The sequence below is a fragment of the Aequorivita sp. 609 genome, from assembly GCF_014212065.1.
Classification (GTDB): Bacteria; Bacteroidota; Bacteroidia; order Flavobacteriales; family Flavobacteriaceae; genus Aequorivita; species Aequorivita sinensis.
The window spans coordinates 255657-281280 of sequence record NZ_JACJVM010000034.1 but is presented as its reverse complement, the minus strand read 5'-3'; the positions used below and the strand labels follow the sequence as shown (position 1 = coordinate 281280).

Sequence of the window (25624 nt, the reverse complement as noted above, 5' to 3'; positions counted from 1 at the left end):
TTTGGGTCTGCAAATATACATATTTTAAAATCAATAAATCAAAGCATAATCCTTTAAAATTTAATGGAATATAGATTATTTTTACCCAATGTCAATTTTAAACCCTCACTTTTCCAAAAGGCTAATTTCGTGGTATTTAGATAATAAGCGAGATCTCCCGTGGCGAAAAACAGTAAGTCCATATCATATTTGGCTGTCAGAAATTATGCTGCAACAAACGCGAGTTGCGCAAGGATTACCTTATTATTTAAAGTTTATAAGCGCCTATCCTACGGTTCAAGATTTAGCAAATTCACCTGAGGATGAAGTTTTGAAACTATGGCAAGGATTAGGATATTATTCTCGAGCACGGAACCTCCATGCTACTGCGAAAATGGTAACCGAAGATATGAATGGGGTTTTTCCTGATAACTATAAGAACTTATTAAAATTAAAGGGAGTAGGGGAATACACCGCAAGTGCTATTGCAAGTATATGCTTTAATGAACCGCAAGCGGTAGTAGATGGCAATGTTTACCGAGTGCTATCTCGTGTTTTTGGAATATCTACACCTATTAATAAAGGAAATGGACCAAAAGAATTCAAAGTTCTAGCCCAACAATTAATAGATAAGAAACAACCTGGCACTTTTAACCAAGCTATTATGGAATTTGGAGCGAGACATTGTGTGCCTAGAAATCCAGATTGCAATAGTTGTATTTTTAATGATAGTTGTGTTGCTTTTCAGAAGAATGAAGTAGAGGAATTTCCTGTAAAAATTAAAGCTAAACCCGTAAAGAAAAGATATTTTAATTATCTAGTTGTTCTATCAGAAAACGAAAATACTATTCTTAAACAACGAATCGGAAAGGGAATTTGGCATAAACTTTATGAGTTTCCATTGGTTGAAACTTCAGAGGAAGTCGACATCGAGGATTTAAAAAACCTCCCACAGTTTCAAGATTTTTCAGAAAACTTAGATATTAGAAGTATATCGCTTTTTAATGAAGAGGCAGTGGTTCATAAACTTTCGCACCAACATTTATACACCCGCTTTTGGATAATTGAGACACCTAAAGGTAGTCAAGCCGATATCCCTATTTCTGAAATAAATAATTACGCAGTTCCGGTTTTAATAGAAAATTTTGTTTCAGAATTTTTTGAAAACTACTAAATCTATTTTAGGTTTATAGCTTTCATTTAAATCATTCTATATTAAAACTTAAAAAAACCGTATATTTAGAACACAAGATTTACCTTTGCATAAATTATAAAATAAAGAAAATATGAGTGGAACATTGAACAAAGTTATGTTGATTGGACATACGGGTGATGATGTAAAGATGCATTACTTTGAGGGCGGAAATAGTATTGGACGATTTCCTCTTGCTACAAATGAAACTTATGTAAACAAAACTACAAACGAGCGTGTTACAAATACAGAGTGGCACAATATTGTAGTTCGAAATAAAGCTGCTGAAATTTGTGAGAAGTATTTAAAAAAGGGCGATATGGTTTATATTGAAGGCCGTTTAAAAACTCGCAAATGGCAAGATGATAAAGGATTGGATAGATACAGCACAGAGGTGCATTGTACTGACTTTACGTTCTTGACACCTAAAGGAAGCGGAAACGAAACCCCGCAAAATAATCCAGGACAAAATGTTCAAAAACCACAGGCTACTCAACCATCTCAGGCTGCAAAGTCTATTACTGAAGAAGAGGACGATCTTCCTTTTTAATGTTTAACTAAATTCATCAAATTGGATACAGAACCCCCAGGTTTACTATTATTAATTAATACTTTGGACTTTACTCATATAACAAGTATTGTTTTGCTTGTTGTTTTATTAGGCTGCTCTGCGCTGATTTCGGGTGCCGAAGTGGCTTTTTTCTCTTTATCTTCTTCAGACTTTGAGACGAATAACGAGAAAGCAATTGCTAAAAAACTTGCTATAGTAGAAAAGTTACTGTCGAAACCGAAAAAGCTTTTGGCAACGATTCTTGTGGCTAATAACTTCATAAACATTGCCATAGTGCTGCTTTTCGATTCGATGAGCGATCTTTTATTCTCTAATATTCTAACGAATTACTACGGTGTAGATATTCGTTTTATTATAGAAGTTGGAGTTGTAACTTTTCTAATCTTGCTTTTTGGTGAGATTCTGCCTAAAATTTATGCAAACAGAAATGGGATTTCTTTTGCTGTTTTTATGGCACAACCTCTAAATGTTTTGGATACTTTACTGTCTCCAATTAGTTCTCCTATGCGATCGGTAACATTGTTTTTGCACGATCGTTATGGTAAGCAAAAATCAAATATTAGTGTAGATCACCTTTCACAGGCGCTAGAACTTTCTAATCAGGATACTACCTTTGAAGAACAAAAAATACTACAGGGAATTGTTACTTTCGGAAATACAGATACCAAGCAGGTGATGAAAAACCGAATGGATATTTTCGCTATTAGTGAAGATCAATCTTTTAAAGAGATTCTTCCTGATATTATTCAACACGGCTATTCGCGAATTCCAGTTTACAAGGATAGCATGGATAATATTACTGGCGTATTATATGTAAAAGACTTAATTCCATACACAGATAGAAAAATCCTAGATTGGAAGACTTTAAAACGCGAAGCGTATTTTGTGCCTGAAAACAAAAAGCTAGACGATTTGCTGAATGAGTTTAAGGAAATGAAAATGCACCTTGCAATTGTGGTAGATGAATATGGAGGAACTAGCGGACTTATTTCTTTAGAAGATATTATTGAAGAAATTGTAGGCGAAATTAGCGACGAGTTTGATGATGAAGATCTTATTTTCTCTAAGCTAGACGACAATACATTTATCTTTGAAGGGAAAACACCTCTGAAAGATTTTTACAAGGTGATAAAGCTAGATGACCCTGAAGAGTTTGAAGATAATAAAGGAGAAGCAGAAACGTTAGCTGGTTTCCTACTTGAAGTATCAAAGGGATTCCCTAAGAAAAACGAAAAAATATTATTTCACGGTTATGCGTTTGTAATTGAAGCTTTTGAAGGCAAACGTATAAAACAAATAAAAGTTACAATTGAAAATCTATAAACGTATACTCTCCTCAATAATTCTACTTTTCATATGTGTTTCATGTGAAGATGAGGTTACAGTGAAACCCGCTGCCCAGCTGAGGTTAGATTACCCTATTCCTGAGTACAAAACGGTAGATCCTAATTGTGCTTTTTCTTTTGAAATGAATGAGAATGCAGTTATAGAAAAGAAAGATAATTGCGCTCTAAACATTCAATATCCTAGAATGAAGGCCACAATTTATATGACATACCAGCAGGTAAGAGCTAACAATCTAGATTCATTGCTGCAAGATGCTCAACGTTTAGCCTACGACCATACTATTAAGGCAAATAGCATACCTGCATATCCTTTTGTAAACCCAGATTCTAAGGTGTACGGAATGTTTTATATGATAAATGGAAATGCGGCAACCCAAGCAGAATTTTATGTAACCGATAGTATTCGTCACTTTGTAAATGGTGCTGTGTACTTTAAAGCAAAGCCAAATTACGACTCTGTTTACCCTGCAGCAGAATATCTTCGTGAAGATATTAGAAGGATTATGGAAACGATAGTTTGGGAATAAATAGTAAAACTATTCCATAGAAAAACCGCATTAGAACTAAATCTAATGCGGTTTTTTTATAAAGCTGAATCTCGTTTGATTATTCGAAATCTGAATCAGCTACACCTTCGTTAATTGAAACTTTACTTACTTTAAAAGTTAACTCTTGAGGTCCTGCAGACTGCTTAATTGTGAAAGGGAATTTAATTCCATTTACTTCAGTATAATCGTCATACACAATTGTAGTTGAAATTTTTTGCCCATTCATTTCTTGTGTTGAAACCTCTTTAACTTTCAATCCACTTTCTTTATCGTAAAAAGCTTCTTGTCCTTCTTCTAAAACAATAACATAAGCACCTTCTTCAACGCGATCTAGTTTTGCGTCTTTAGCAGAAAGTTCAGCAAATGGAACAGCTTGTTTTTTTGCAGCTTGGTTTTGCTCGTCTGTATAATCCATTTTTTGTCCTTGTCCTGACATATAGCCTTTTTCTCCATCGAAAATCACTTTTTGAAGGGGAGCACCACCCATAGAAACTATTAATGAAGATTGGTTTTTAGTGGTTTTCTTGATTTCAAGACCTAACTGCATACCTTGCATTTCTGCTCCAGCTTCCATTTTTACAGTCTTAACATCTGCTAAAGCTTTGCGCCCTCCAATTGCATCTATGTATTTGTTTATTACCGATTCAGCAGTTACTCCAGATTCTACAGGCATATTGTAGTTTGGCTCTGTAGTTGGGTTTCCTTCTTTATCAAAATAGTACACAGGAATTTGTCTTCCTTCGTGGTTTTTTAGATTTTTAAGTCCTTCTAATACTTCAGAACCTTTACCTACTACTACAATACGAAGATTACCTGGCTTGTAATACTTTTTTGCTACACGTTGAACATCTTCTGCTGTAACAGCATTTATCTTTTTAAGATATCCAGAGTAAAAGTCTTTAGGAAGGTTTTGAGTGTAAACTTCTAGCGCAAGGTTTGCGATAGTAGACGGGCGCTCAAGTGCCAATACAAAATCACCAACATACTTCGCTTTAGCGTTAGCTAATTGTTGAGCTGTTACTTTATTATCACGGATAAAACGAATTTCTTTTAAAGTTTCCACTACTGCACTATCAGTTACTTCGTTACGTACACTAGTAGTAGCTACAAAACGAGTAATGTTTTTATCTGCTCCTGTACTTGAACGCGCTCCATAAGTCCATCCATTAGCTTCACGAAGATTCATGTTCAATAAACTGTTGAAACCACCTCCTAATATTCTATTTGCAATAAGAACTGCAGGGTAGTCAGGGTCGTTCATCTTAAGAGTAACCAAGTTTTGTACAGCAATTTCACTCTGCACAGCATTTGGCATATCGATAAAGTTAACTTGTGTAAACTGAACATCTTTAGGAGTGCTATACACTACAGAAGGCACTGGATTTTGTTTCCAATCGCTAAGGTGCTCACGAACTAAAGCTTCAACTTGGTTTTGCTTAACGTCTCCTACAACTGCTAAATAAGCATTTTTAGGATTAAAGTAGTTTTCATAAAACTCTTTTACGTCGTTTAAGGTTAATTTTTCAACTTTTTCAATGGTTGTAAATTCTCCTTTTGGGTGATCTTTCCCGTAAATTAATGCTGAACGTAGGTTAGATGCAACTGCTGAAACACTTTTTTCTTGGCTCTTTAAACCGTCGATCATTTTGTTCTTTTCCTTTTGGAATTCCTCTTCAGTGAATAATGGGTTTTTTATACCATCAGACATAAGCTCCATAATTCTTGGGAAGTATTCAGAAAGTGAACTCGCGTAAGCGCTCTCTGAACCAAAAGAAATGTTAGCGCCTAAATAATCTACTTCTTCGTTGAAATCGTCTTTAGAAATGTTTGTTGTACCATTTCCCAACATTGCAGATACTATAGCTTCAACACCCGCTTTTTTCCCAGATGCATGTAATGGGTTGTCAATTACTAGTTGTACACGTACAGCAGGAAGCGTGTGGTCTTCCACAACTAGCACTTTCAAACCATTATTTAGATTAAAAGTACCTGGTTGCGTTACGTTTATTGTAGGAGCAGGGCCTGGTTTAGGTTGTTTACTTCGGTCTATCTGCGCCACTGCTAGCGTAGATACAAAAATACTTGCTATTAATAGGTATATATGTTTTTTCATCTTAAAATAATTCTAAGTTTTTTATTGTTCTGATTTTGGCAAATACTCTAAATATAAGCTCTGGTTCTTGTTTAGGTATTTTCTAGCTGCTTCACGAATATCCTCACGAGTGATGTTTTTGTAGATGTCCAATTCTTTATTAATAAGATTGGTGTCCCCATAAAAAGTATAATAGTTTGCAAGTGAGTTTGCAATACCAGCAACAGTAGCATTAGCCGTTACAAATCTGTTTTTGTAAATGTTCTGAAGTTTTTCAAACTCGCGTTCAGAAATAAGTTCATTCTGTAATCTAACAATCTCTTCTGAAATTTCAGCATCTAAAGTTTCTAGAGGTGTGTTATTAAGTGGAATTGCTAAGGTAATATACGTACCGTAATCCTCTTGGCTAAAGTTAATTGCTGCAACTTCAAGAGCCAATTTCTTTTCGTCAACTAATTTTTTGTAAAGACGTGAGCTTTTCCCATCGCTTAAAATAGTTGAAACCATATCCAAGATATACGCATCACGCTCTTTCATAGAAGGTGTTCTGTATGCTTGAATGATCATTGGAAGCTGAATATTAGGATCGTAAAATTTAGCTTTAATTTGTTGGGTAATAGGATCTTCTTTGATATTTGGCTGAACTACTTCAGCACCTCTAGGAATTGGTCCGAAGTAATCTTTAATCATTTTCTTTACCTTAGGCTTGTCAATATCACCCGCAACTACTAGAACAGCGTTGTTAGGTACATAGAATTTTTTGTTGAAAGCTTGAAACTCCTCAAGAGTTGCAGCATCTAAATCTTCCATTTCACCAATTGTAGTCCAACGGTAAGGGTGTTTTTTAAACATGTTTTCCTTAACGGCTTTAAGGATGTTACCGTAAGGTTGATTATCTACTCTTAGGCGCTTTTCTTCTTTTACAACTTCGTTTTGTGTGTCTACACCAATTTGGTTGATAATTGGGTGAAGCATACGCTCACTTTCCATCCAAAGTCCAGTTTCAACACTGTTTGAAGGAAAAATTTCATAGTAATATGTACGATCGTCTGTAGTGTTTGCGTTGTTGCTTCCACCGTTAGATGTTACAATTTCGAACCATTTTCCACGACCAATATTTTCGGTCCCTTCAAATAATAAGTGTTCAAAAAAGTGAGCGAATCCTGAACGTCCAGGAGTTTCGTTTTTTGCACCCACGTGGTACATCACAGAAGTTACTGCAACGGGAGCAGTATTGTCTTCATATAAAATAACATGAAGTCCGTTATCCAATTTGTATTCTTCAAATTCAACTTGTTGGGCCTTAGCACCAACTAGAAACATAAAGGCGAACAAGACGGTTAGAAATGTTTTTTTCATCGTTTTAAATTAAAGTTTAAATATTCGAAAGTTTAACTTACAAAGTTAATTAATTTTAAGAGCTTTTGGGTTTAATTTAATTTTAAGCTCAGTCGCTAATTTGACGTAGCTTTAAGCAGAATGTTACTATACTATAGATGAAAAATTAAAATTTCAACTAATCTTAGATGTTTTAGTTTGTGAATTTTGAATCTAAGTGTTTAATTTTTAAAAAGTTATATTGATGTTTTGAACTTTTTAATACAAAATTTCGTAACTTTTAGGTTTAAATCCAATCACTATGTTTAAAGTATATTCACGTTACGGTTTTGGAATTGCAGCAGTACTAATTGCCTACTTTCTTATTTTAAAACTTATTGGGTTACACCAATACCCTGTATTGAGCTCGGTAAATGGGCTGATTTTCGGTTTTGGAATTTACATGGCTTTAAAAAAGTACTCTGCATCGGAAACAAACTTCAAATATGAAAAAGGATTTGAAGTGGGTTTGTTTTCGGGAGGAATTGCATCGGTGTTATTTTCAATTTTTATGGCTATATATATGTATCAGATTGATACGGAGTTTTCTTCAGGCATTATGAATAAATGGAATCTTGAATATGATTTAGGAACCCTTATGCTTGTTTTGTCTATTTTAATTATGGGATTTGCAACTTCTATAGTTTTAACCCTTTCTTTTATGCAGCTTCTTAAAACGTCTTGGAACACTCAAGATGGCAATAGAAATGTAATGAAATAAACGACTGATTGTTAGTGTTTTAATTGGGGTTTTAAATAGAATCCTTAGTAATGTGATGATTACAAACTTGCAAAATCACTTCTTCTTATTGAATTCAATTGTCAATCAGTCTATTAAGCGTGAAAGATTAAATATAAAACGCTTTGTCAATTCCTTTTTTAAAATTATATTTGCAGCCCCCTACGCAGAATTTGTTTTGCTTCGGTGGCTAAAGCTTCCGCAAACGATAGGGAAAACTAAGTTTAACTAATTTATAAACGATTCGCTATGTACGCAATTGTAGAGATAGCAGGGCAGCAAGTAAAAGTTGCGAAAGACCAAAAGGTTTTTGTTAATCGTTTACCAGTAGAAGAAGGAAAATCAGTGTCTTTTGACAATGTACTTCTTATTGGTGACGGCGACAATATTACCATAGGCGCCCCGGCTATAAACGGCGCTCAAATAGGAGCAAAAGTCGTAAAGCACCTTAAAGGTGACAAAGTTATAGTTTTCAAAAAGAAACGCCGTAAAGGTTACCGTGTTAAAAACGGACACCGTCAGGCACTTTCTGAAATTGTAATTGAAAGCATTGTAGCTTCAGGAGCTACACCTGCTAAAAAGGAAGAAGCTAAAAAAGCTGCTCCAAAATCAGAAACTAAAGCACCTGCTAAAAAAGCTGCTCCTAAAAAAGCCGCTAAAGCAGACGATCTTAAAAAGATTGAAGGTGTTGGACCAAAAGCTGCAGAGGCTATGGTTGCTGCTGGATTGGATACCTTTGCTAAAGTTGCAAAGGCAAAACCAGAAGCTATCGCAACTATTCTTTCTGAAGCAAGTTCAAATTTAGCACATTTAGTTACAGACACTTGGCCAAAACAAGCTAAATTAGCTGCTGATGGTAAGTGGGATGAGCTAAAAGAATTGCAAGACAGATTAGATGGTGGGATTGAAAAATAATCTTACTGAAGTATAATATTTAAAACCGAAACAAAATGGCTCACAAAAAAGGAGTTGGTAGTTCTAAGAACGGTAGAGAATCGGAATCGAAACGTTTAGGCGTTAAGATTTTTGGAGGACAGGCTGCTGTTGCTGGAAATATCATTGTAAGACAAAGAGGTAATACGCATCACCCAGGTGAAAACGTATACGGTGGTAAAGACCATACCCTTCACGCAAAAGTGGATGGTACTGTGAAATTTACCAAGAAGAAAGATAACAAGAGCTACGTTTCAATCGTTCCAAACGCTGAGGCATAGTAATATATCTTGTTTAAGATAAAAAAACCTTCACAGAAATGTGAAGGTTTTTTTATTAATGAGAATTTATGTTTTTAAATTCTGAAAAGGATATTGGTTCTTTTAATAATGTATACTTAGGATTTTCAGGATAATGAGAGTATATAAAATCTTCAGGTCTTGTTAAGTACCAAAAGTTATCTGGAGACCCGCCATTGCCATGACTTACCGCCCACGTTAAATCAATTAAATGCCATTTGCCATTTAATTTTACTACATTCCAAGTGTGGTGAGGAGTTTTGGTTTGTTTAAAACGGCCAGTGTAATCCTTAGTGTATCCGTGAACTTCTTTAGCTTCTATGCCAAGGTCTGAGCACAAAGATTTAAATAATAGTGCAAACCCTCCACACAAAGCCATTTTGCGTTCTAAAGCGTTCTTAACAACGTTTTCTTCTGAAGTATATATTCTGTTCTGTAGACTCTTACTTCGCATTAATTCATTATCGTATGAAATGTTTTTTGTAATCCAATTATAAATCTCTAATACCTTTTCGGAATCTGATATCGTATTTTTTGTAATTGAATATGCTAATTGCTTTGTAGAAAACTTGGAATCTTTCTTATTTGAGGTAGTTTTTACTTCTTTTTTCCAGACACGAGGACCAATTTGGCTAAAAGTAGTTTGGCTACAACAAATAAAAAAAATCATTAAATAATATATTCTAATCATAAAGAGCTTAGTTCTTATACTTTGAAAACGAATATAAGTGTAAATTATTTAAAATGAATATGTTAAATATTTTTTAGCTTTTCCCTGTAGATTTTAAGCACAAAAAAAACCTCTGCAATTATTGCAGAGGTTTTAGTTATATAAGGTATAATTTACTTTATCCTTTTAAGCTTGCGCTTAGGTATTCGCGGTTCATTCTTGCAATGTTTTCTAATGAAATACCTTTTGGGCATTCAATTTCACAAGCACCTGTATTTGTACAGTTACCAAATCCTTCTTTATCCATTTGAGCAACCATGTTTAATACACGCTCAGTTGCTTCAACTTTCCCTTGAGGAAGCAGTGCAAATTGGCTTACTTTAGCTGCAGTGAATAACATTGCACTAGCGTTTTTACAAGCTGCAACACATGCACCACAACCAATACAAGTTGCTGCGTTGAAAGAATCGTCTGCATCCTGCTTATTTACAGGAATAGCGTTAGCATCGATAGTGTTACCTGAAGTGTTTACAGAAACGTAACCACCTGCTTGCTGAATTCTTTCAAATGATGTTCTATCTACAACTAAATCCTTAATTACAGGGAATGCTTTTGCGCGGAATGGTTCGATAACAATTGTATCACCATCATTAAACATACGCATGTGTAACTGGCAAGTTGTAACCAATCTATCTGGTCCATGAGGTTCTCCGTTAATTTGTAACGAACAAGCACCGCATATTCCTTCACGACAGTCGTGATCGAAAACTACAGGCTCTTCACCTTTATTAATTAATTCTTCATTTAGAACGTCGAGCATCTCTAAGAAAGACATGTCACCTTCTATTCCGTCAATAGGATATGTTTTTAATTCTCCTTTTGCTTTGCTATTTTTCTGTCTCCAGATTTTTAAAGTAAGTTTCATAGTCTATTTGTATGATCTCGATTTAACTTCAATATTTTCGTACTTCAATTCTTCTTTGTGAAGTACTTCTGTTGCTGGATCTCCAGTGTATTCCCAAGCGGCAACGTACATAAAGTTTTCGTCGTCACGTAGTGCCTCTCCTTCTTCAGTTTGATATTCTTCACGGAAGTGTCCTCCACAAGATTCATTTCTGTGTAAGGCGTCTTTCGCAAACAATTCTCCTAATTCAAGGAAATCTGCAACACGCATCGCTTTTTCAAGCTCTGCATTCATTTCATTCAATTCTCCAGGAACTTTTACTTCTTTCCAGAATTCTTCGCGTAAAGCTCTAATTTCGGTCATTGCAGACGCTAAATCTTTCGCATTACGAGCCATTCCACATTTGTTCCACATAATGTGTCCAAGCTTCTTGTGGAAATAATCTACAGAATGAGATCCTTTATTGTTTATCAGCTTTTCTAATTGCTCGCGAACCTTGTTTTCGGCCTCGTCGAATTCTTGAGAATCTGTTGGAATTGGTCCAGTTTTAATGTCCTTTGATAGATAATCACCAATTGTATATGGCAATACGAAATAACCATCTGCTAATCCTTGCATTAATGCCGATGCACCTAAGCGGTTTGCACCGTGATCACTAAAGTTAGCCTCTCCAGTTACATAGCAACCAGGAATTGTAGACTGTAGGTTGTAATCAACCCAAATTCCACCCATAGTATAGTGTACTGCTGGGTATATCATCATTGGGCTTTCGTATGGGTTTTCATCAACGATTTTCTCGTACATCTGGAAAAGGTTTCCGTATTTGTTCTCGATAACCTCTTTCCCAAGTTTTGTAATTTCTTCTTTAGATGGATTGTGGTTTCCGTGCATTGCTGCTTGCTCTTTTCCGTAACGTTCAATAGCACTAGCAAAGTCTAGGAATACAGCTTGACCTGTTTTATTTACACCAAATCCAGCGTCGCAACGTTCTTTAGCTGCTCTAGAGGCTACGTCACGAGGCACTAAGTTACCAAAAGAAGGGTACCTTCTTTCTAAGTAGTAATCACGTTCGTCTTCCGAAAGATCTTTAGCTTTTTTCTTTCCTTCACGGATAGCGATAGCGTCTTCTTTTTTCTTAGGAACCCAAATTCTACCATCGTTTCTTAATGATTCAGACATCAAAGTAAGTTTACTTTGGTGGTCTCCAGAAACTGGAATACATGTTGGGTGAATCTGTGTATAGCAAGGGTTTGCGAAGTAAGCACCTCTTTTATGGATTTTCCAAGCTGCTGTTGCGTTACTTCCCATTGCGTTTGTCGATAAGAAGAATGCGTTTCCGTATCCACCAGATGCGATTACTACTGCGTGAGCTGAATGTCTTTCAATTTCACCAGTAATTAAATCGCGAGCGATGATACCTCTTGCTTTTCCGTCTACGATAACTAAATCTAGCATTTCGTGGCGGTTGTAAGGAGTGATTTTCCCTCTATTTATTTGGCGATTCATTGCTGAATATGCACCAAGTAATAATTGTTGTCCTGTTTGTCCTTTAGCGTAAAAGGTACGTGAAACTAAAACACCACCGAAAGAACGGTTGTCTAGCATACCTCCGTACTCACGAGCAAAAGGAACACCTTGTGCTACGCATTGGTCGATGATGTTTGCTGATACTTCCGCAAGGCGATAAACGTTTCCTTCACGAGAGCGGTAATCGCCACCTTTTACAGTATCGTAAAATAAACGGTAGTTAGAGTCACCATCACCTTGATAGTTTTTTGCTGCGTTAATACCTCCTTGAGCTGCAATTGAGTGCGCACGTCTAGGAGAATCTTGGTAGCAAAATGTTTTTACGTTATAGCCTAATTCGGCTAGGGTTGCTGCGGCACTACCACCAGCAAGACCTGTTCCAACTACAATAATATCTATATTACGTTTGTTGGCAGGGTTAACGAGATTTACGTCGTTTTTATGTTTTGTCCACTTATCTGCTAAGGGTCCTTTTGGGATTTTTGAATCTAATACTGACATAGCGTTTAATTTCGTGGTGATTATTGATTAAGGTGTAAATAAATCGCAATGAAAATAAATCCTAAAGGGATAAATATTGCGTAAAACTTCGTGAAACCTTGTAAGGCTTTAGAATACTTGTTATTCCAACCCATACTTTGGAAAGACGAAGAAAATCCATGCCAAAGGTGAAGTGCTAACAATACAAATGAAAGACTGTATAATCCTGTGCGAACAGGGCTTTCAAATTTTTGAAGCAACTCGGTATAATAACGAGTTTCATCTACTGGGTGGCTTTCAACATACTTATGTACTATTTCTGGAAACCAGAAATCGTAGAAGTGAAGACCTAAAAACGCTAAGATTACAGCACCGCTAATAATCATATTTCGCGAAGCCCAAGAAGAGTTTTTGTTTCCTTTATAAGATTTGTAGCTAATTTGTCTTGCACTGCGGTTTCTAATTTCAAGGATAATACCCATTACAAAATGGAAAATAACTCCAATAATTAAAATAGGTTGTGCGATAAACTGAACTACAAAATTATGCCCCATAAAATGAGACAAGCTGTTAAAGGTTTCAGGGTCTAAGACCGATGTAAAATTAATAATAAAGTGTTGCGCCAAAAAAATGACGAGGAACAAGCCCGAAAGAGCCATCGCTACTTTTCGTGCAATTGAAGAGGTTAGTATTGCCATTATTGTTTAATTTCTAGAATAGTGCCACAAAAATACACTTCAAACAGCATGTTGCCAAACATTCTTTGTTGTTTGAAACCTATTTAGAATTGGTTTAAATATCTAATTGTTATTTAAAATCTAAAGTTTGATTATTTATTTTAAAGGAAAACATCTAAAAATCCCATTGTTATACTGTTTTTTTATAGAATTAAGCAACAGTTTTATCTTTCGTGATTTTATCAACTACTAGCGAAATAGCGCCATCGCCAGTAACATTGCAAGCAGTTCCAAAACTATCCATTGCGATATATAGAGCTATCATAAGACCAATCATTTCTTCATTAAAGCCTAGCATAGATTGTAAAATTCCTACCGCAGCCATAATTGCACCTCCTGGAACACCAGGTGCTGCAATCATTGCGATTCCTAATACAAATATAAATCCAGCAAAAAGCGTAAAGCTAAAAGGTATTCCTTGTAAAATCATTAATGCCATAGCACAGGCGGTTATTTTCATAATACTACCAGATAAATGTATGGTAGCACATAGCGGTATAACAAAACCTGCAATTTTTTCAGAAACACCATTTTTCTTTGTTTGTTCTAATGTTACAGGAATTGTTGCTGCAGAAGATTGTGTGCCTAATGCCGTGAAATATGCCGGCATCATAGTAGCTAATAATTTAATTGGATTTTTTTTAACAAGTACACCAGCGATAGTGTATTGAAGCAATAATAATAAAATGTGTAATGCGAAAATCACGCCTATTATGCTTATGAAGACCGAAAGAATTGAAAACACCTTTCCATTAAAAGACATGCTAACAAATATTCCTAAGATAAAAAGTGGAAGTAAAGGCACAATTACATTTTCAATCAATTGCATTATGATTTTCTGAAAATCTTTAACCACAAGCTTTAAACTAGACTTCTCTTGAAAAGATAATCCCAAACCAACGACAAAGGCCAAAACTAATGCCGACATAACATCTAATATAGGAGGAATGTTAATACTAAAGTACGGGGTTAGTTCTTTGCCAGAATCTACAATTTGACCTGCATCATTAACGTGTGATTCTAAAAGAAAAGGGAAAATATTGGATGCGGAAAAATACGTCATAAACCCCGAAAACAGGGTAGATCCGTAGGCGATCAAAGCAGTAATTAACAATAATTTTCCCGCGCCTCTTCCCAAATCGGAAATGGCTGGCATTATTAGTCCCATAATAATTAGAGGAATGGAAAAGCTTAAAAACTGTCCAAAAAAGGCATTGAAAGTGGTGAAAATTCGGTTAACAGATTCAGGTAAGATTTGCCCGAATACAATACCTAATACTATGGCTATAAAAACTTTAAATAGTAAGTTTGTGTAGATGTGCTTCATTAGTAAATGCTGTTTAAGTGCTTTTCTGATTCTTTACAGATAAAAAGAAAGGTGTAAATATACAGCCATTGTAGAGATTGCTTATGCTATTACATTTATTATGTATTTTATTAGTTGCATGAATTTTTAAAAAATTAAATAAATAATTATGAGTAGAGGTTTTGTAAAAGAAGATGATCAAGAGGAAATCCCTATTGTTCCACCAAGAGCAGATTTACCTGAGGGCGTAACAAATTACGTTACTCAAATTGGAATGGATGAACTCTTGGAAGAAAAGCAATCGTTAATTGATGAAAAGGAGAATCTTGAAGTTACAAACGAAAGTGACAGACGAATTGCAGTCAATCACATTAATGCAAAACTTCAACTTCTGCTGAATAGGATAAATACTGCAAAAATTATAGATATCGATCAGCAACCGAAGGATGAAGTGAGATTTGGTGCGCGGTTAACCTTATCAATTGGCAACAACCCAAAGCTGCAGCATTACCAAATAGTTGGAGTGGATGAAGCGAATATTGCCAAAGGAAAAATTTCATTTATTTCCCCGCTTGCAAAAGCGCTTATAAGTAAGAAAGTTGGCGAAAAAGCAGTTTTAAAAATAGGGAATGAAGAGCGTTTTTTTGAGATTGTAGATATTGCCTAATGGGTTAAGATTAGTATAGTTTTAACCTAACTTCTTAAGTAATTAAGCTTATAATATTTAATTTTGGCTTTCAATATAAATTACTTTTTGCTTTGCAATTACACTTTTATTTCACCGGCTAATTTAACTAAGGTTAAAGTTTTTTAAGTTGGTGTAGAAAAAATTCTCAGCAATTATTCTAAAATATAAATTCAATGAAATACGATCAAATTCCAAGTGAACTTTTTGTAAAAAACCGTAAAAACTTTATGGCTCAAATGAAGCCGAAAAGTGTAGCGGTTTTTAACAGTAACGATACATATCCTATTAGTGCAGATAGTACAATGCCATTTCAACAGGCGCGTGATTTGTTTTATTTATCTGGTGCTGATCAAGAAGAGACAATATTAGTTCTTTTTCCAGATGCTCCCTATGAGGAACATCGCGAAATGCTTTTTGTTCGTGAAACAAACGAACATATTGCTGTGTGGGAAGGCGAAAAGTTAACCAAAGAAAAAGCATACGAGGTTTCAGGGATTAAAAATGTTCACTGGCTAAAAGACTTCGATAAAATCTTTTTTGAAGTTATGACTCAAGCAGAGCGAATTTACTTCAATACTAACGAACACTACAGACAAAGTGTAGAAACTGAAACTCGTGAGGATAGATTTATAAAAGCTACAAAAGCTAAATATCCTGCACATAGTTGGGAGCGTAGCAACCCGATTTTACAGAGTCTGCGTTCAGTTAAGGATCAAATAGAATTAGATATACTTCAGAAGGCTTGTGACATCACTGAAAAAGGATTTAGAAGAGTTTTAGATTTTGTAAAACCAGGTGTTTGGGAATATGAAATTGAAGCAGAATATATGCATGAATTCTTAAGAAATCGTTCTCGTGGTTTTGCTTACACGCCTATTATTGCAAGTGGAAACAATGCAAATGTTCTTCACTATATCGAAAATAATCAACAATGTAAAGCTGGGGATTTGATACTGATGGATGTTGGTGCCGAATACGCTAATTATTCCAGCGATATGAGTCGTACTATTCCTGTAAACGGAAGGTTTACAAAACGTCAACGTGAAGTGTACGATGCAGTAAATCGCGTGAAAGATAATGCAACAAAAATGTTGGTGCCTGGAAATTATTGGAAGGAGTATCACAAAGAGGTAGGGGAGTTAATGACTAAAGAACTACTTGACTTGAAACTTCTAGATAAGGCTGATGTTAAAAACCAAGATCCAAACTGGCCTGCTTATAAAAAATACTTTATGCACGGTACAAGTCACCACATTGGTTTAGACACACACGATTACGGTGTGCTTTGGGAAAAAATGACAGAAAACATGGTGTTTACTGTAGAACCTGGAATTTATATTCCAGAAGAAGGCTTCGGGATCAGACTTGAAGACGATGTGGTTATTCAAAAATCAGGTGAACCTTATAACTTAATGCGTAATATCCCAATTGAAGCAGAAGAGATTGAGGATTTAATGAATAAATAGGGCAAAGAAATAGGATTTTTAAACCCCAAGACCTGACAGGTTTCTCAAGCCTGTCAGGTTTTTTGTATACGTTGTCTTGTATTTTTTATAATTTTTTATCTTTGGGTTTATGGATTTACCATTGATAATTATTGGCGTATTTCTTATTGTACTCGGGATAGTGGTAAAACATTTCAAGCTTTACTTTCTTATCGCTGGATATAATACCATGACCAAGGCAGAAAAGGAAGAGGTTAATATTGAAAAAGTAGCTTCATTATTAAGATTTGTCTTCGGCGTTATAGGATTGGCATTTATTATTTTAGGGATGGTGGTTTCTAAACTAGAAAATCCTGAAATAGCAAACTATGTCTTTTTTACGGTGATAATTGGAACAGTTGTCTTCTTCATAGTTAAATCTAATTCTTCTGCATATAAAAAATAATATTTACTATAGGACCTTTAAAGTGTTCCTCTTTTTTTTAACGGGCTCTTTATAGGTTTATTTTCACACTATGATTTTAAAATATAACAACACAGAAATACATTACAACACCTTCGGAAGTGGTCCCGCAATTGTTCTATTGCACGGGTTTCTGGAGAGTTCAACAATGTGGAAAAACCTTATTCCACAATTGTCGAAACAAAACACCGTAATAACACTAGATTTTCCTGGTCACGGGAACAGTGAAGTTATTTCAGACATCCATTCTATGGAGTTAATGGCTGAAGTAGTTGATGAAATTCTAAAAACTTTAAAAATAACTTCAGCGACATTCATCGGTCATTCAATGGGAGGATATATCGCATTAGCCTATGTTGAAAAATTCCCTTCAAAAGTTGAAAAATTAGTACTTTTAAATTCATCACCTGCTCCAGATTCCGAAGAAAGAAAAATTAACCGAAATCGTGCTTTAAAGGTAATTGAGCAAAATGCTTATGCTTTTATAAGTATGGCAATTAGCAATTTGTTTTCTGAAACTACACGCGATAAAATTGCTTCAGATATAGAAGAATTGAAAAATGAAGCACAGTCATTTCCGCTTGACGGAATAAAAGCTGCAATAAAAGGTATGCGCGACCGTAACGACCGAAGCGATGTGTTGAAAAACTTCAGCAAAGAAAAGTATATGATTCTTTCAAAAGAAGACTCGTTGCTGCCTGTTGATGAAAATATAGCTTTAGCTAAAAGTTGTGATGCTCTATCCATCATAATTGAAGGAGGGCATATGAGTACTGTTGAAAACTTGGATGAGGTTTTAGATGCTCTAAAAAATATATTGAATATTTAATTCAACTATTCCGAATCTTTCATTGGGTTCCAACCACGTGCAATTAGCGGTATTTTAGTTCCTGCTCGGCTTATAAGATGAGTACCTTCATTTTCATGAGTCATATGTCCTATTACCGTAAGGTGTGGATTGGCTTTTATTTTTGGGTAATCCTCGGTGCTAATTGTAAAAAGCAATTCGTAATCTTCGCCTCCACTTAAAGCTATGGTGGTACTATCTAAGTTGAATTCTTCACAAGTTGTAATTACTTGAGGGTCTAATGGAATTTTATCTTCAAATAAATTACACCCTACTTTTGAATGTTTGCAAATGTGGATTATTTCTGATGATAAGCCATCGCTAATGTCAATCATAGCAGTTGGTTTCACACCTAATTCTTTTAATAAATTAGGAATATCCTTTCTAGCTTCAGGCTTTAATTGGCGTTCCACCAAATATGTATAAGGTTCTAAGTCTGGTTGACTATTTGGGTTTACTTTGAAAACCTCTTTCTCACGTTCCAAAACTTGTAATCCTAGGTAAGCAGCACCTAAATCACCCGTTACAACAAGTAGGTCGTTTTCTTTGGCTCCACTTCTATAAGCAGCTTCTCCCTTTTTTACAGTGCCTAAGGCTGTAACGCTAATTAATAACCCTGTTGTTGAAGAAGTAGTGTCACCACCCACTACATCTACATTATATATTTTAGCTGCAGCAGTAATACCTGCATAAAGCTCTTCTAACGCTTCAATAGGAAATCGATTTGAAACTGCAATGCTTACAGTAATTTGGGTAGGCTCTGCATTCATTGCGTACACGTCGGATAGGTTAACAATTACCGACTTGTATCCTAAGTGTTTTAAAGGAACATAACTTAAATCGAAATGAACACCTTCTAAAAGTAAATCTGTAGTAACAACTATTTCGTTTTTAGAATTACAAGAAATCACAGCGGCATCATCACCAATTCCTTTTACAGTCGATTTTTGTTTTATTTTGAAGTTTTTTGTTAGATGATCTATAAGACCAAATTCGCCTAAACTTGCAATACTTGTGGTGGAATTATCTTTATTCTCAAACATTCTTCTAAGTTTATTACAGATTTTGGCAAAAGTACGCTTTTCCTATACATTATCGAAAAATGCAAGTAATAATCACGCCTATTACACTATAGGCTGAAGCTATAATGCAATAGTTTTAAATTCCCACTTCGCTATGGTTAAAAGTTCTAATTGATGTATATTTGCGTCTAATTTAGAATTATTCTATATATGATTAAGGTAAGTGATAATGCAAAAAACAAAATTGCACAGTTAATGGCCGAGGATGGCTTTGATATTGCGAAGGATTTTGTGCGTGTTGGAGTTAAAAGTGGCGGATGCTCCGGGCTTAGCTATGAGTTGAAATTTGATCATAATCTAGGTGAAAATGATAAGCTTTTTGAAGAAGCTGATGTAAAAATTGCAGTGGACAAAAAAAGTTTTTTATACCTAGTAGGAACCACACTCGAATATAGTGGTGGGCTTAATGGAAAAGGTTTTGTTTTCCAAAATCCAAATGCGAATCGCACTTGTGGATGTGGAGAATCTTTTTCGTTATAAATAAGTTGTAGTTTACTTATAGAAAAGTAAATTAAATGCAAATGAATTTAAGTAAGTTCTTTATTCTGTATTGAATTTAGAACTACAAATTTTGAATTAATAAAAATGAAATACACCGAAGACGATTTAAAGAAAGAATTAGAAACCAAGGAATATGAATATGGGTTCTATACGGATATAGAATCTGACACATTTCCAGTTGGATTAAATGAAGATGTAGTACGCGCAATTTCTAAAAAGAAAGAGGAGCCAGAATGGATGACAGAGTGGCGTTTAGAATCATATCGTTATTGGTTGAAAATGGTAGAACCAGAATGGGCAAATGTACATTATGAAAAACCTGACTTTCAGGCGATTTCATATTACTCTGCACCAAACAGCAAACCTAAGTACGATAGTCTTGATGAGGTAGATCCGGAATTGTTAGACACTTTTAAACGATTGGGTATTTCATTAGACGAGCAAAAGAAACTTGCCGGAGTTGCAGTAGATATTGTAATGGATTCAGTTTCTGTGGCAACCACTTTTAAAAAGACATTAGCCGAAAAAGGAATTATTTTCTGTTCTATTTCTGAGGCGATTAAAAATCACCCTGAATTAGTAAAGAAATATTTAGGTACTGTAGTGCCACAGAGAGACAACTTTTACGCAGCTTTAAATAGTGCAGTATTTAGTGATGGTTCTTTCTGTTATATTCCAAAAGGAGTACGTTGCCCAATGGAACTTTCTACTTACTTTAGAATTAATCAAGCAGGTACAGGACAGTTTGAAAGAACGCTTGTAATTGCAGATGAAGACAGTTACGTAAGTTACCTTGAAGGCTGTACAGCACCAAGTCGTGATGAAAACCAATTACACGCTGCAGTAGTAGAGTTAATTGCATTAGATGGAGCTGAAATAAAGTATTCAACAGTACAAAACTGGTACCCAGGAGATAAAGAAGGAAAAGGAGGGGTTTATAACTTTGTAACTAAAAGAGGTATTTGTGAAAAGAATGCGAAAATTTCTTGGACACAAGTAGAAACTGGTAGTGCTGTTACTTGGAAGTATCCAAGTTGTATTTTAAAAGGAGATAACTCAATTGGTGAATTCTATTCTATTGCTGTTACAAATGATTATCAGCAAGCAGATACTGGAACCAAAATGATTCATATTGGTAAAAACACTAAGAGTACGATTATCTCTAAGGGTATTTCGGCTGGTAGATCTCAAAACAGCTATCGAGGGTTGGTGAAAATTCATCCAAATGCAGATAACGCGCGTAACTTCTCTCAGTGTGACTCATTATTAATGGGGAATAGCTGTGGGGCTCATACCTTCCCATATATTGAATCTAAAAACAAATCGGCTCAAATAGAACACGAAGCTACTACAAGTAAAATTGGTGAAGACCAAATTTTCTATTGTAATCAACGTGGAATTGACACTGAAAAAGCAATTGCCTTAATAGTAAATGGTTTTGGGAAAGAGGTTTTAAACAAGTTGCCTATGGAGTTTGCAGTGGAAGCGCAAAAACTCTTAGAAATCAGTTTAGAAGGATCTGTAGGATAAACATTAGAAGTTTAAATTATGAAAAAATACTTATTGATATTAACGCTTTCGTTAGTGTTTTATTCCTGTAAAAACTCTGAAGGAGATAAAACTTCTGACGAGCTAACAACTCAAAACGAAGAGGCCTTTCCAACGTTTCAAGGGGATTTTATCAACACCGATGGAGCCTTAGTTTTAATGGGATCGAGCTTTATCTATGGCGTTAAGCGCAATGAAGTTTCAGATGAATTATCAAAACGAGTTTCGGCAGTTAAAACTAACGATTTTGATATGGTAGGAGTTATAGTTAAAGGAGTAGTTTCCGAAAATACCGATACCGATACCAATTGGGAAGAAATAATAACAATAAAAGAAATTGTGAAGGTGAATGATTCCCCTTCAGCAGTAGATATTAAATTACAAGAATCAGCAAAGACAAATTGATATGCTAAAAATTAAAGATTTATACGCCGGATTAGAAGGTAAAGATATACTTAAGGGTATTAACTTAGAGGTAAAGGCAGGTGAAGTTCACGCTATTATGGGGCCAAACGGTTCAGGTAAAAGTACTTTGGCGTCTGTAGTTGCAGGAAAAGAAGAGTTTGAAGTAACTAAAGGAGAGATTATCTATGAAAATGAAGATATTTCCGAGTTAGATCCAGAGGAAAGAGCGCATAAAGGTATCTTTCTTTCTTTTCAATATCCAATAGAAATTCCAGGAGTTTCAGTAACAAACTTTATTAAAACGGCTATCAACGAAACGCGTAAAGCAAAGAAGATGGACGATATGCCTGCTTCTGAAATGCTTAAAATGATTAAAGAAAAAGCTGCTATGTTAGAGATTGATAGAAAATTCCTATCTAGATCTTTAAACGAAGGTTTTTCTGGAGGTGAGAAAAAGCGTAACGAAATTTTTCAAATGGCGATGCTTGAGCCAAAACTTGCAATCTTAGATGAAACAGATTCAGGATTGGATATTGATGCTCTTAAAGTTGTTGCTAATGGTGTAAACAAATTAAAAAGTGAAGACAATGCAATAGTTGTTATTACGCACTATCAACGTTTATTAGACCATATAGTTCCAGATTTCGTTCACGTATTAATGAATGGGAAAATCGTAAAATCTGGTACTAAAGAGCTTGCTTATGAGCTTGAAGAAAGAGGATACGATTGGATTAAGGAAGAATTAGTATAACAATTCAAGAATCAAAATTCAAGGTTCAAGATTAACTTGAATTCTGGATTCTGGATTCTGAATTCTGAATTGAAAGAAATGAGTTTTAAAGACAAATTATTATCATCATATATTGCTCTCGAAGATTACTTGGAGTTTGATTCGCCATTACACGATGTGCGTAACAATGCTATAAAAATCTTTGAAGAGAAAGGATTTCCAACAAAAAAAGATGAGGAGTGGAAGTATACTTCACTAAATTCTTTATTAAAAACAGACTATAGTGTTTATTCAAATAAAGAACGCAATGTTGAACTTCAAGATGTACGCAAGTATTTCCTTAATGAAATAGATACCTATAAACTTGTTTTCATAGATGGGGTTTATAGTTCATTCCTTTCGGAAACTACACACGACACCTTAGACGTTTGTTTAATGTCGGCTGCTCTTAACAAGAAAAAATACAAGCCCGTTATTGAAGCTTACTTCAATAAAGCTGCGAAAAGTGATAGTTTAACTGCACTTAATACAGCTTTTACCAAAGAAGGGGCGTATATTCATATTCCTGCACATAAAGAAGTAGAAAAGCCTATTGAGATTCTAAACTTCTCAACTGGCAACGAAGCGGCAATGTTTCTTCAACCAAGAAATTTAATTGTTGTAGGTGAAAATGCTCACGTACAAATTATAGAGCGTCATCAAAGTCTTTCTACTAATGAAGTTCTTACAAATTCAGTAACTGAAATTTTTGCTGAAAAACGAGCTTATGTAGATTATTATAAAATTCAAAATGACGTTGAATCAGCATCGTTAATTGACAATACGTATATTTCACAACAACGTGATACGGTTTGTCGTGTTCATACTTTTTCATTTGGTGGGAAATTAGTACGCAATAATTTAAACTACTTCCAAAACGGAGAGAATTGTGATTCTACATTAAAAGGAATAACTATCCTTAAAGGAAAACAACACGTAGATCACAATACATTAGTTCATCATATTTCGCCTAATTGCGAAAGTCACCAAGATTACAAAGGGCTATTTGCTGATTCATCTGTAGGTGTATTTAATGGGAAGATTATCGTTGAAAAAGATGCTCAAAAGATTGACGCATACCAGCAAAACGACAATATTTTAATTGACGATAATGCCACGATTAACGCTAAGCCTCAATTAGAGATTTTTGCAGACGATGTAAAATGTTCTCACGGATGTACTATTGGTCAGTTTGATGAAGAAGCCTTATTCTACTTGCGCAGCCGCGGAATTGGAATGAAAGAAGCACGTGGTTTAATGATGTATGCTTTCGCAAACACTGTTTTAGAAAGTGTGAAAATTCCAGAATTGAAAGTGCGAATCAACAAGCTTATTGCAAATAAGATTGGAGTAAGTTTAGGCTTTGAACTTTAAGAAATAGTGTTCGTAAGCTAACAAAGATTCAAGAATTAATTAAAAGAATATAAATGTCCTTCGATATCCAAATTATACGTAAAGATTTCCCCATTCTTTCTCGAAAAGTTAATGGGTATCCATTAGTGTATTTGGACAATGCAGCTACGTCTCAAAAGCCACAACAGGTGATTGATGCTATTGTTGATTATTACAGTAACTACAATGCAAATATTCATCGAGGTGTGCATTCGCTTTCACAAGAAGCAACTGATGCTTATGAGGCTGCTCGACATAAAATTCAGAATCACTTTAATGCTAAAGAAGCATTTGAAATCATTTTTACTGCGGGAACAACTCACGGAATTAACTTGGTTGCAAATGGCTTTGCATCATTATTGAATAAAGGCGACGAAATAATTGTTTCTGCTTTAGAGCATCACAGTAATATTGTTCCTTGGCAAATGCTATGTGAAAAAACAGGCGCTGTTCTGCGGGTAATTCCAATGAATGAAGAAGGAGAGTTGCTGATGGATAAATACGCTATGCTGCTTTCTGATAAAACAAAACTTGTTTTTGTAAACCATATTTCAAACGCATTGGGAACAATTAACCCAATAGAAGAAATTATCGAGAAAGCACATAGTGTAGGAGCTGCTGTTTTGATTGACGGTGCTCAGTCTTGTTCGCATATAAAGCCAAATCTTCAAGAATTAAATGTAGATTTCTATGTTGCCTCTGCTCACAAAATGTGCGGCCCAACAGGAGTTGGAATGTTATATATGAAAGAAGAGTGGGGAAACAAACTTCCTCCATATCAAGGTGGTGGTGAAATGATAGCTGAAGTATCATTCGAAAAAACCACCTATGCCGGACTTCCGCATAAATTTGAAGCCGGTACACCGAATATTTGTGGAGGTATAGCTTTTGGTGTAGCAATAGATTACCTTAATGCAATTGGTTTTGAGGCAATAGAGACTCATGAAAATGAACTTTTAACATACGCGACCAAAAAACTCCTAGAAATCGAAGGTTTAAAAATTTATGGTACAGGACAAAAAACCTCTGTAATTTCTTTTAATATTGAAGGTTTGCATCCGTATGATATAGGGACAATTGTGGACAAACTAGGTATAGCTGTAAGAACAGGGCATCACTGTGCTCAACCAATTATGGATTTTTATAAAATCCCTGGAACTGTTCGAGCTTCCTTTGCGTTTTACAACACTCTAGAAGAAGTTGATGCATTAGTAGAAGCTGTTAAGAAAGCAAAAACGATGCTTTCATAAATGCCTTATAAAAAGTTAATGTACAATTCTAGTAAATTTTGAGTTTGTAACTTTATAAAAGTTTAAACCAATTAAAACAATTATACTATGAAATCACTTGCTACATTATCAATATTGATGTTCGCACTTATTTTTACAAGTTGCGACGAGACTAAAAAAGTTATAGATGTTGCTGGAAGCGTTCAGTTAACAGGAAATTATACTGTTTCAGCTATTAACGGAGAAAAACCTACTGTTAAAGAAGTTCCTTCATTTTCTATGTCAGCATTAGATAACACTTTCAGAGGGGCTACTGGCTGTAACTCGGTGTTTGGATCCTACAACTTAGATTTATATGCAATTAGTTTTAAAGACTTAGCAGTAAGTGAAAGAGAATGTGCTGGGAAAGATATCATGAAGGTTGAGCGTGACTTTTTAGACGCATTAAATAAAACGGGATCATATTCCTTACAAGACGGGGTGCTAACCTTTTATTCAAAAACTGATAGAAGTGTAGTACTTTCAGCTAAAAAAGAAATAAGAAATCAAGAATAA

26 protein-coding genes are annotated in these 25624 nt (G+C 35.0%); 18 read left to right on the top strand and 8 right to left on the bottom strand.

Going from position 1 to position 25624, the window contains the following annotated elements; genetic code table 11:
- Positions 1 to 88: 88 nt before the first annotated feature.
- From mutY to gldD, 4 genes are all read left to right on the top strand, one after another.
- Positions 89 to 1153, top strand: a complete 1065-nt coding sequence (gene mutY / locus H4O20_RS10720) for an A/G-specific adenine glycosylase (protein WP_185099244.1) — start codon at positions 89 to 91, stop codon at positions 1151 to 1153.
- Positions 1154 to 1265: 112 nt separating this feature from the next.
- A complete protein-coding gene (locus tag H4O20_RS10715; protein ID WP_139854123.1) occupies positions 1266 to 1721 on the top strand; it encodes a single-stranded DNA-binding protein in 456 nt (151 codons plus the stop codon).
- A 21-nt stretch (positions 1722 to 1742) separates the two neighbouring features.
- A complete protein-coding gene (locus H4O20_RS10710; RefSeq protein ID WP_139854122.1) occupies positions 1743 to 3065 on the top strand; it encodes a gliding motility-associated protein GldE in 1323 nt (440 codons plus the stop codon).
- Positions 3052 to 3615, top strand: a complete 564-nt coding sequence (gldD, locus tag H4O20_RS10705) for a gliding motility lipoprotein GldD (RefSeq protein ID WP_206735936.1) — start codon at positions 3052 to 3054, stop codon at positions 3613 to 3615. The genes H4O20_RS10710 and gldD overlap by 14 nt, the downstream gene beginning before the upstream one ends.
- A 79-nt stretch (positions 3616 to 3694) precedes the next feature.
- Here the strand turns inward: gldD and H4O20_RS10700 are convergent, their stop codons facing one another.
- A complete protein-coding gene (locus tag H4O20_RS10700; protein ID WP_139854121.1) occupies positions 3695 to 5749 on the bottom strand; it encodes a pitrilysin family protein in 2055 nt (684 codons plus the stop codon).
- A gap of 21 nt (positions 5750 to 5770) precedes the next feature.
- Positions 5771 to 7087 (bottom strand): pitrilysin family protein, encoded by a 1317-nt coding sequence (locus H4O20_RS10695; protein WP_139854120.1) that lies wholly within the window; start codon positions 7085 to 7087, stop codon positions 5771 to 5773.
- A 280-nt stretch (positions 7088 to 7367) separates the two neighbouring features.
- On the opposite strand from H4O20_RS10695, the gene H4O20_RS10690 reads away from it, so the two are divergent.
- The 3 genes from H4O20_RS10690 (at position 7368) to rpmA (ending at position 9058) form a co-directional block, all read left to right on the top strand.
- Entirely contained in the window at positions 7368 to 7826 is a 459-nt protein-coding gene (locus tag H4O20_RS10690) for a DUF4199 domain-containing protein (RefSeq protein WP_185099243.1), read from the top strand.
- A 267-nt stretch (positions 7827 to 8093) separates the two neighbouring features.
- On the top strand, positions 8094 to 8759 hold the full coding sequence (rplU, locus tag H4O20_RS10685) for a 50S ribosomal protein L21 (protein ID WP_139854118.1): 666 nt from the start codon (positions 8094 to 8096) through the stop codon (positions 8757 to 8759).
- 35 nt (positions 8760 to 8794) lie between these two features.
- Complete coding sequence (rpmA, locus tag H4O20_RS10680) at positions 8795 to 9058, top strand: 50S ribosomal protein L27 (RefSeq protein WP_139854117.1); 264 nt, start codon at positions 8795 to 8797, stop codon at positions 9056 to 9058.
- Between the two features lie 55 nt (positions 9059 to 9113).
- Here rpmA and H4O20_RS10675 read toward each other — a convergent pair whose 3' ends face one another.
- From H4O20_RS10675 to H4O20_RS10655, 5 genes are all read right to left on the bottom strand, one after another.
- Positions 9114 to 9746, bottom strand: a complete 633-nt coding sequence (locus tag H4O20_RS10675; RefSeq protein WP_158319103.1) for a transglutaminase domain-containing protein — start codon at positions 9744 to 9746, stop codon at positions 9114 to 9116.
- Positions 9747 to 9924: 178 nt separating this feature from the next.
- Positions 9925 to 10671 carry a succinate dehydrogenase/fumarate reductase iron-sulfur subunit gene (locus H4O20_RS10670; RefSeq protein ID WP_139854115.1) on the bottom strand — a complete coding sequence of 249 codons (747 nt, stop codon included), beginning with the start codon at positions 10669 to 10671 and terminating at the stop codon, positions 9925 to 9927.
- Positions 10672 to 10674: 3 nt separating this feature from the next.
- The gene (locus H4O20_RS10665) at positions 10675 to 12678 is read right to left on the bottom strand and encodes a fumarate reductase/succinate dehydrogenase flavoprotein subunit (RefSeq protein WP_139854114.1); all 2004 of its coding nucleotides are present in this window, start codon (positions 12676 to 12678) and stop codon (positions 10675 to 10677) included.
- Positions 12679 to 12698: 20 nt separating this feature from the next.
- On the bottom strand, positions 12699 to 13355 hold the full coding sequence (locus H4O20_RS10660) for a succinate dehydrogenase cytochrome b subunit (RefSeq protein ID WP_139854113.1): 657 nt from the start codon (positions 13353 to 13355) through the stop codon (positions 12699 to 12701).
- A gap of 190 nt (positions 13356 to 13545) precedes the next feature.
- On the bottom strand, positions 13546 to 14721 hold the full coding sequence (locus H4O20_RS10655) for a dicarboxylate/amino acid:cation symporter (RefSeq protein WP_139854112.1): 1176 nt from the start codon (positions 14719 to 14721) through the stop codon (positions 13546 to 13548).
- Positions 14722 to 14869: 148 nt separating this feature from the next.
- Here H4O20_RS10655 and H4O20_RS10650 point away from each other — a divergent pair, with 148 nt between their 5' ends.
- From H4O20_RS10650 to H4O20_RS10635, 4 genes are all read left to right on the top strand, one after another.
- Entirely contained in the window at positions 14870 to 15367 is a 498-nt protein-coding gene (locus tag H4O20_RS10650) for a GreA/GreB family elongation factor (RefSeq protein ID WP_139854111.1), read from the top strand.
- Between the two features lie 194 nt (positions 15368 to 15561).
- Positions 15562 to 16854, top strand: coding sequence for an aminopeptidase P family protein (locus tag H4O20_RS10645; protein ID WP_185099242.1), 1293 nt, complete (start codon positions 15562 to 15564; stop codon positions 16852 to 16854).
- 109 nt (positions 16855 to 16963) lie between these two features.
- Positions 16964 to 17278, top strand: a complete 315-nt coding sequence (locus H4O20_RS10640) for a DUF3784 domain-containing protein (RefSeq protein ID WP_139854109.1) — start codon at positions 16964 to 16966, stop codon at positions 17276 to 17278.
- Between the two features lie 70 nt (positions 17279 to 17348).
- Positions 17349 to 18125 (top strand): alpha/beta fold hydrolase, encoded by a 777-nt coding sequence (locus tag H4O20_RS10635; RefSeq protein ID WP_185099241.1) that lies wholly within the window; start codon positions 17349 to 17351, stop codon positions 18123 to 18125.
- A gap of 5 nt (positions 18126 to 18130) precedes the next feature.
- Here H4O20_RS10635 and thiL read toward each other — a convergent pair whose 3' ends face one another.
- Complete coding sequence (gene thiL, locus H4O20_RS10630) at positions 18131 to 19186, bottom strand: thiamine-phosphate kinase (RefSeq protein ID WP_185099240.1); 1056 nt, start codon at positions 19184 to 19186, stop codon at positions 18131 to 18133.
- A 189-nt stretch (positions 19187 to 19375) separates the two neighbouring features.
- Here thiL and H4O20_RS10625 point away from each other — a divergent pair, with 189 nt between their 5' ends.
- From H4O20_RS10625 to H4O20_RS10595, 7 genes are all read left to right on the top strand, one after another.
- The gene (locus H4O20_RS10625; RefSeq protein ID WP_139854106.1) at positions 19376 to 19705 is read left to right on the top strand and encodes an iron-sulfur cluster assembly accessory protein; all 330 of its coding nucleotides are present in this window, start codon (positions 19376 to 19378) and stop codon (positions 19703 to 19705) included.
- A 105-nt stretch (positions 19706 to 19810) separates the two neighbouring features.
- Entirely contained in the window at positions 19811 to 21256 is a 1446-nt protein-coding gene (sufB, locus tag H4O20_RS10620) for a Fe-S cluster assembly protein SufB (RefSeq protein ID WP_139854105.1), read from the top strand.
- Between the two features lie 18 nt (positions 21257 to 21274).
- Positions 21275 to 21679, top strand: coding sequence for a hypothetical protein (locus H4O20_RS10615; protein ID WP_139854104.1), 405 nt, complete (start codon positions 21275 to 21277; stop codon positions 21677 to 21679).
- A gap of 1 nt (position 21680) precedes the next feature.
- On the top strand, positions 21681 to 22430 hold the full coding sequence (gene sufC / locus H4O20_RS10610) for a Fe-S cluster assembly ATPase SufC (RefSeq protein WP_139854103.1): 750 nt from the start codon (positions 21681 to 21683) through the stop codon (positions 22428 to 22430).
- 78 nt (positions 22431 to 22508) lie between these two features.
- Positions 22509 to 23822, top strand: a complete 1314-nt coding sequence (sufD, locus tag H4O20_RS10605; protein WP_139854102.1) for a Fe-S cluster assembly protein SufD — start codon at positions 22509 to 22511, stop codon at positions 23820 to 23822.
- A 53-nt stretch (positions 23823 to 23875) separates the two neighbouring features.
- The gene (locus H4O20_RS10600; protein WP_185099239.1) at positions 23876 to 25090 is read left to right on the top strand and encodes an aminotransferase class V-fold PLP-dependent enzyme; all 1215 of its coding nucleotides are present in this window, start codon (positions 23876 to 23878) and stop codon (positions 25088 to 25090) included.
- Positions 25091 to 25177: 87 nt separating this feature from the next.
- On the top strand, positions 25178 to 25624 hold the full coding sequence (locus H4O20_RS10595; protein WP_139854100.1) for an META domain-containing protein: 447 nt from the start codon (positions 25178 to 25180) through the stop codon (positions 25622 to 25624).

What these genes read in the sequence shown, in the direction of transcription:
- H4O20_RS10715 (WP_139854123.1), top strand. Translation starts at nt 1,266, where the DNA reads ATGAGTGGAACATTGAACAAAGTTATGTTGATTGGACATACGGGTGAT.
- H4O20_RS10595 (WP_139854100.1), top strand. Translation starts at nt 25,178, where the DNA reads ATGAAATCACTTGCTACATTATCAATATTGATGTTCGCACTTATTTTT.
- H4O20_RS10670 (WP_139854115.1), bottom strand. Translation starts at nt 10,671, where the DNA reads ATGAAACTTACTTTAAAAATCTGGAGACAGAAAAATAGCAAAGCAAAA.
- H4O20_RS10655 (WP_139854112.1), bottom strand. Translation starts at nt 14,721, where the DNA reads ATGAAGCACATCTACACAAACTTACTATTTAAAGTTTTTATAGCCATA.
- sufB (WP_139854105.1), top strand. Translation starts at nt 19,811, where the DNA reads ATGAAATACACCGAAGACGATTTAAAGAAAGAATTAGAAACCAAGGAA.
- H4O20_RS10650 (WP_139854111.1), top strand. Translation starts at nt 14,870, where the DNA reads ATGAGTAGAGGTTTTGTAAAAGAAGATGATCAAGAGGAAATCCCTATT.
- H4O20_RS10675 (WP_158319103.1), bottom strand. Translation starts at nt 9,746, where the DNA reads ATGATTTTTTTTATTTGTTGTAGCCAAACTACTTTTAGCCAAATTGGT.
- H4O20_RS10625 (WP_139854106.1), top strand. Translation starts at nt 19,376, where the DNA reads ATGATTAAGGTAAGTGATAATGCAAAAAACAAAATTGCACAGTTAATG.
- H4O20_RS10690 (WP_185099243.1), top strand. Translation starts at nt 7,368, where the DNA reads ATGTTTAAAGTATATTCACGTTACGGTTTTGGAATTGCAGCAGTACTA.
- H4O20_RS10695 (WP_139854120.1), bottom strand. Translation starts at nt 7,087, where the DNA reads ATGAAAAAAACATTTCTAACCGTCTTGTTCGCCTTTATGTTTCTAGTT.
- H4O20_RS10640 (WP_139854109.1), top strand. Translation starts at nt 16,964, where the DNA reads ATGGATTTACCATTGATAATTATTGGCGTATTTCTTATTGTACTCGGG.
- sufD (WP_139854102.1), top strand. Translation starts at nt 22,509, where the DNA reads ATGAGTTTTAAAGACAAATTATTATCATCATATATTGCTCTCGAAGAT.
- H4O20_RS10635 (WP_185099241.1), top strand. Translation starts at nt 17,349, where the DNA reads ATGATTTTAAAATATAACAACACAGAAATACATTACAACACCTTCGGA.
- sufC (WP_139854103.1), top strand. Translation starts at nt 21,681, where the DNA reads ATGCTAAAAATTAAAGATTTATACGCCGGATTAGAAGGTAAAGATATA.
- thiL (WP_185099240.1), bottom strand. Translation starts at nt 19,186, where the DNA reads ATGTTTGAGAATAAAGATAATTCCACCACAAGTATTGCAAGTTTAGGC.
- rplU (WP_139854118.1), top strand. Translation starts at nt 8,094, where the DNA reads ATGTACGCAATTGTAGAGATAGCAGGGCAGCAAGTAAAAGTTGCGAAA.
- H4O20_RS10645 (WP_185099242.1), top strand. Translation starts at nt 15,562, where the DNA reads ATGAAATACGATCAAATTCCAAGTGAACTTTTTGTAAAAAACCGTAAA.
- H4O20_RS10700 (WP_139854121.1), bottom strand. Translation starts at nt 5,749, where the DNA reads ATGAAAAAACATATATACCTATTAATAGCAAGTATTTTTGTATCTACG.
- rpmA (WP_139854117.1), top strand. Translation starts at nt 8,795, where the DNA reads ATGGCTCACAAAAAAGGAGTTGGTAGTTCTAAGAACGGTAGAGAATCG.
- H4O20_RS10615 (WP_139854104.1), top strand. Translation starts at nt 21,275, where the DNA reads ATGAAAAAATACTTATTGATATTAACGCTTTCGTTAGTGTTTTATTCC.
- H4O20_RS10600 (WP_185099239.1), top strand. Translation starts at nt 23,876, where the DNA reads ATGTCCTTCGATATCCAAATTATACGTAAAGATTTCCCCATTCTTTCT.
- H4O20_RS10665 (WP_139854114.1), bottom strand. Translation starts at nt 12,678, where the DNA reads ATGTCAGTATTAGATTCAAAAATCCCAAAAGGACCCTTAGCAGATAAG.
- H4O20_RS10660 (WP_139854113.1), bottom strand. Translation starts at nt 13,355, where the DNA reads ATGGCAATACTAACCTCTTCAATTGCACGAAAAGTAGCGATGGCTCTT.
- mutY (WP_185099244.1), top strand. Translation starts at nt 89, where the DNA reads ATGTCAATTTTAAACCCTCACTTTTCCAAAAGGCTAATTTCGTGGTAT.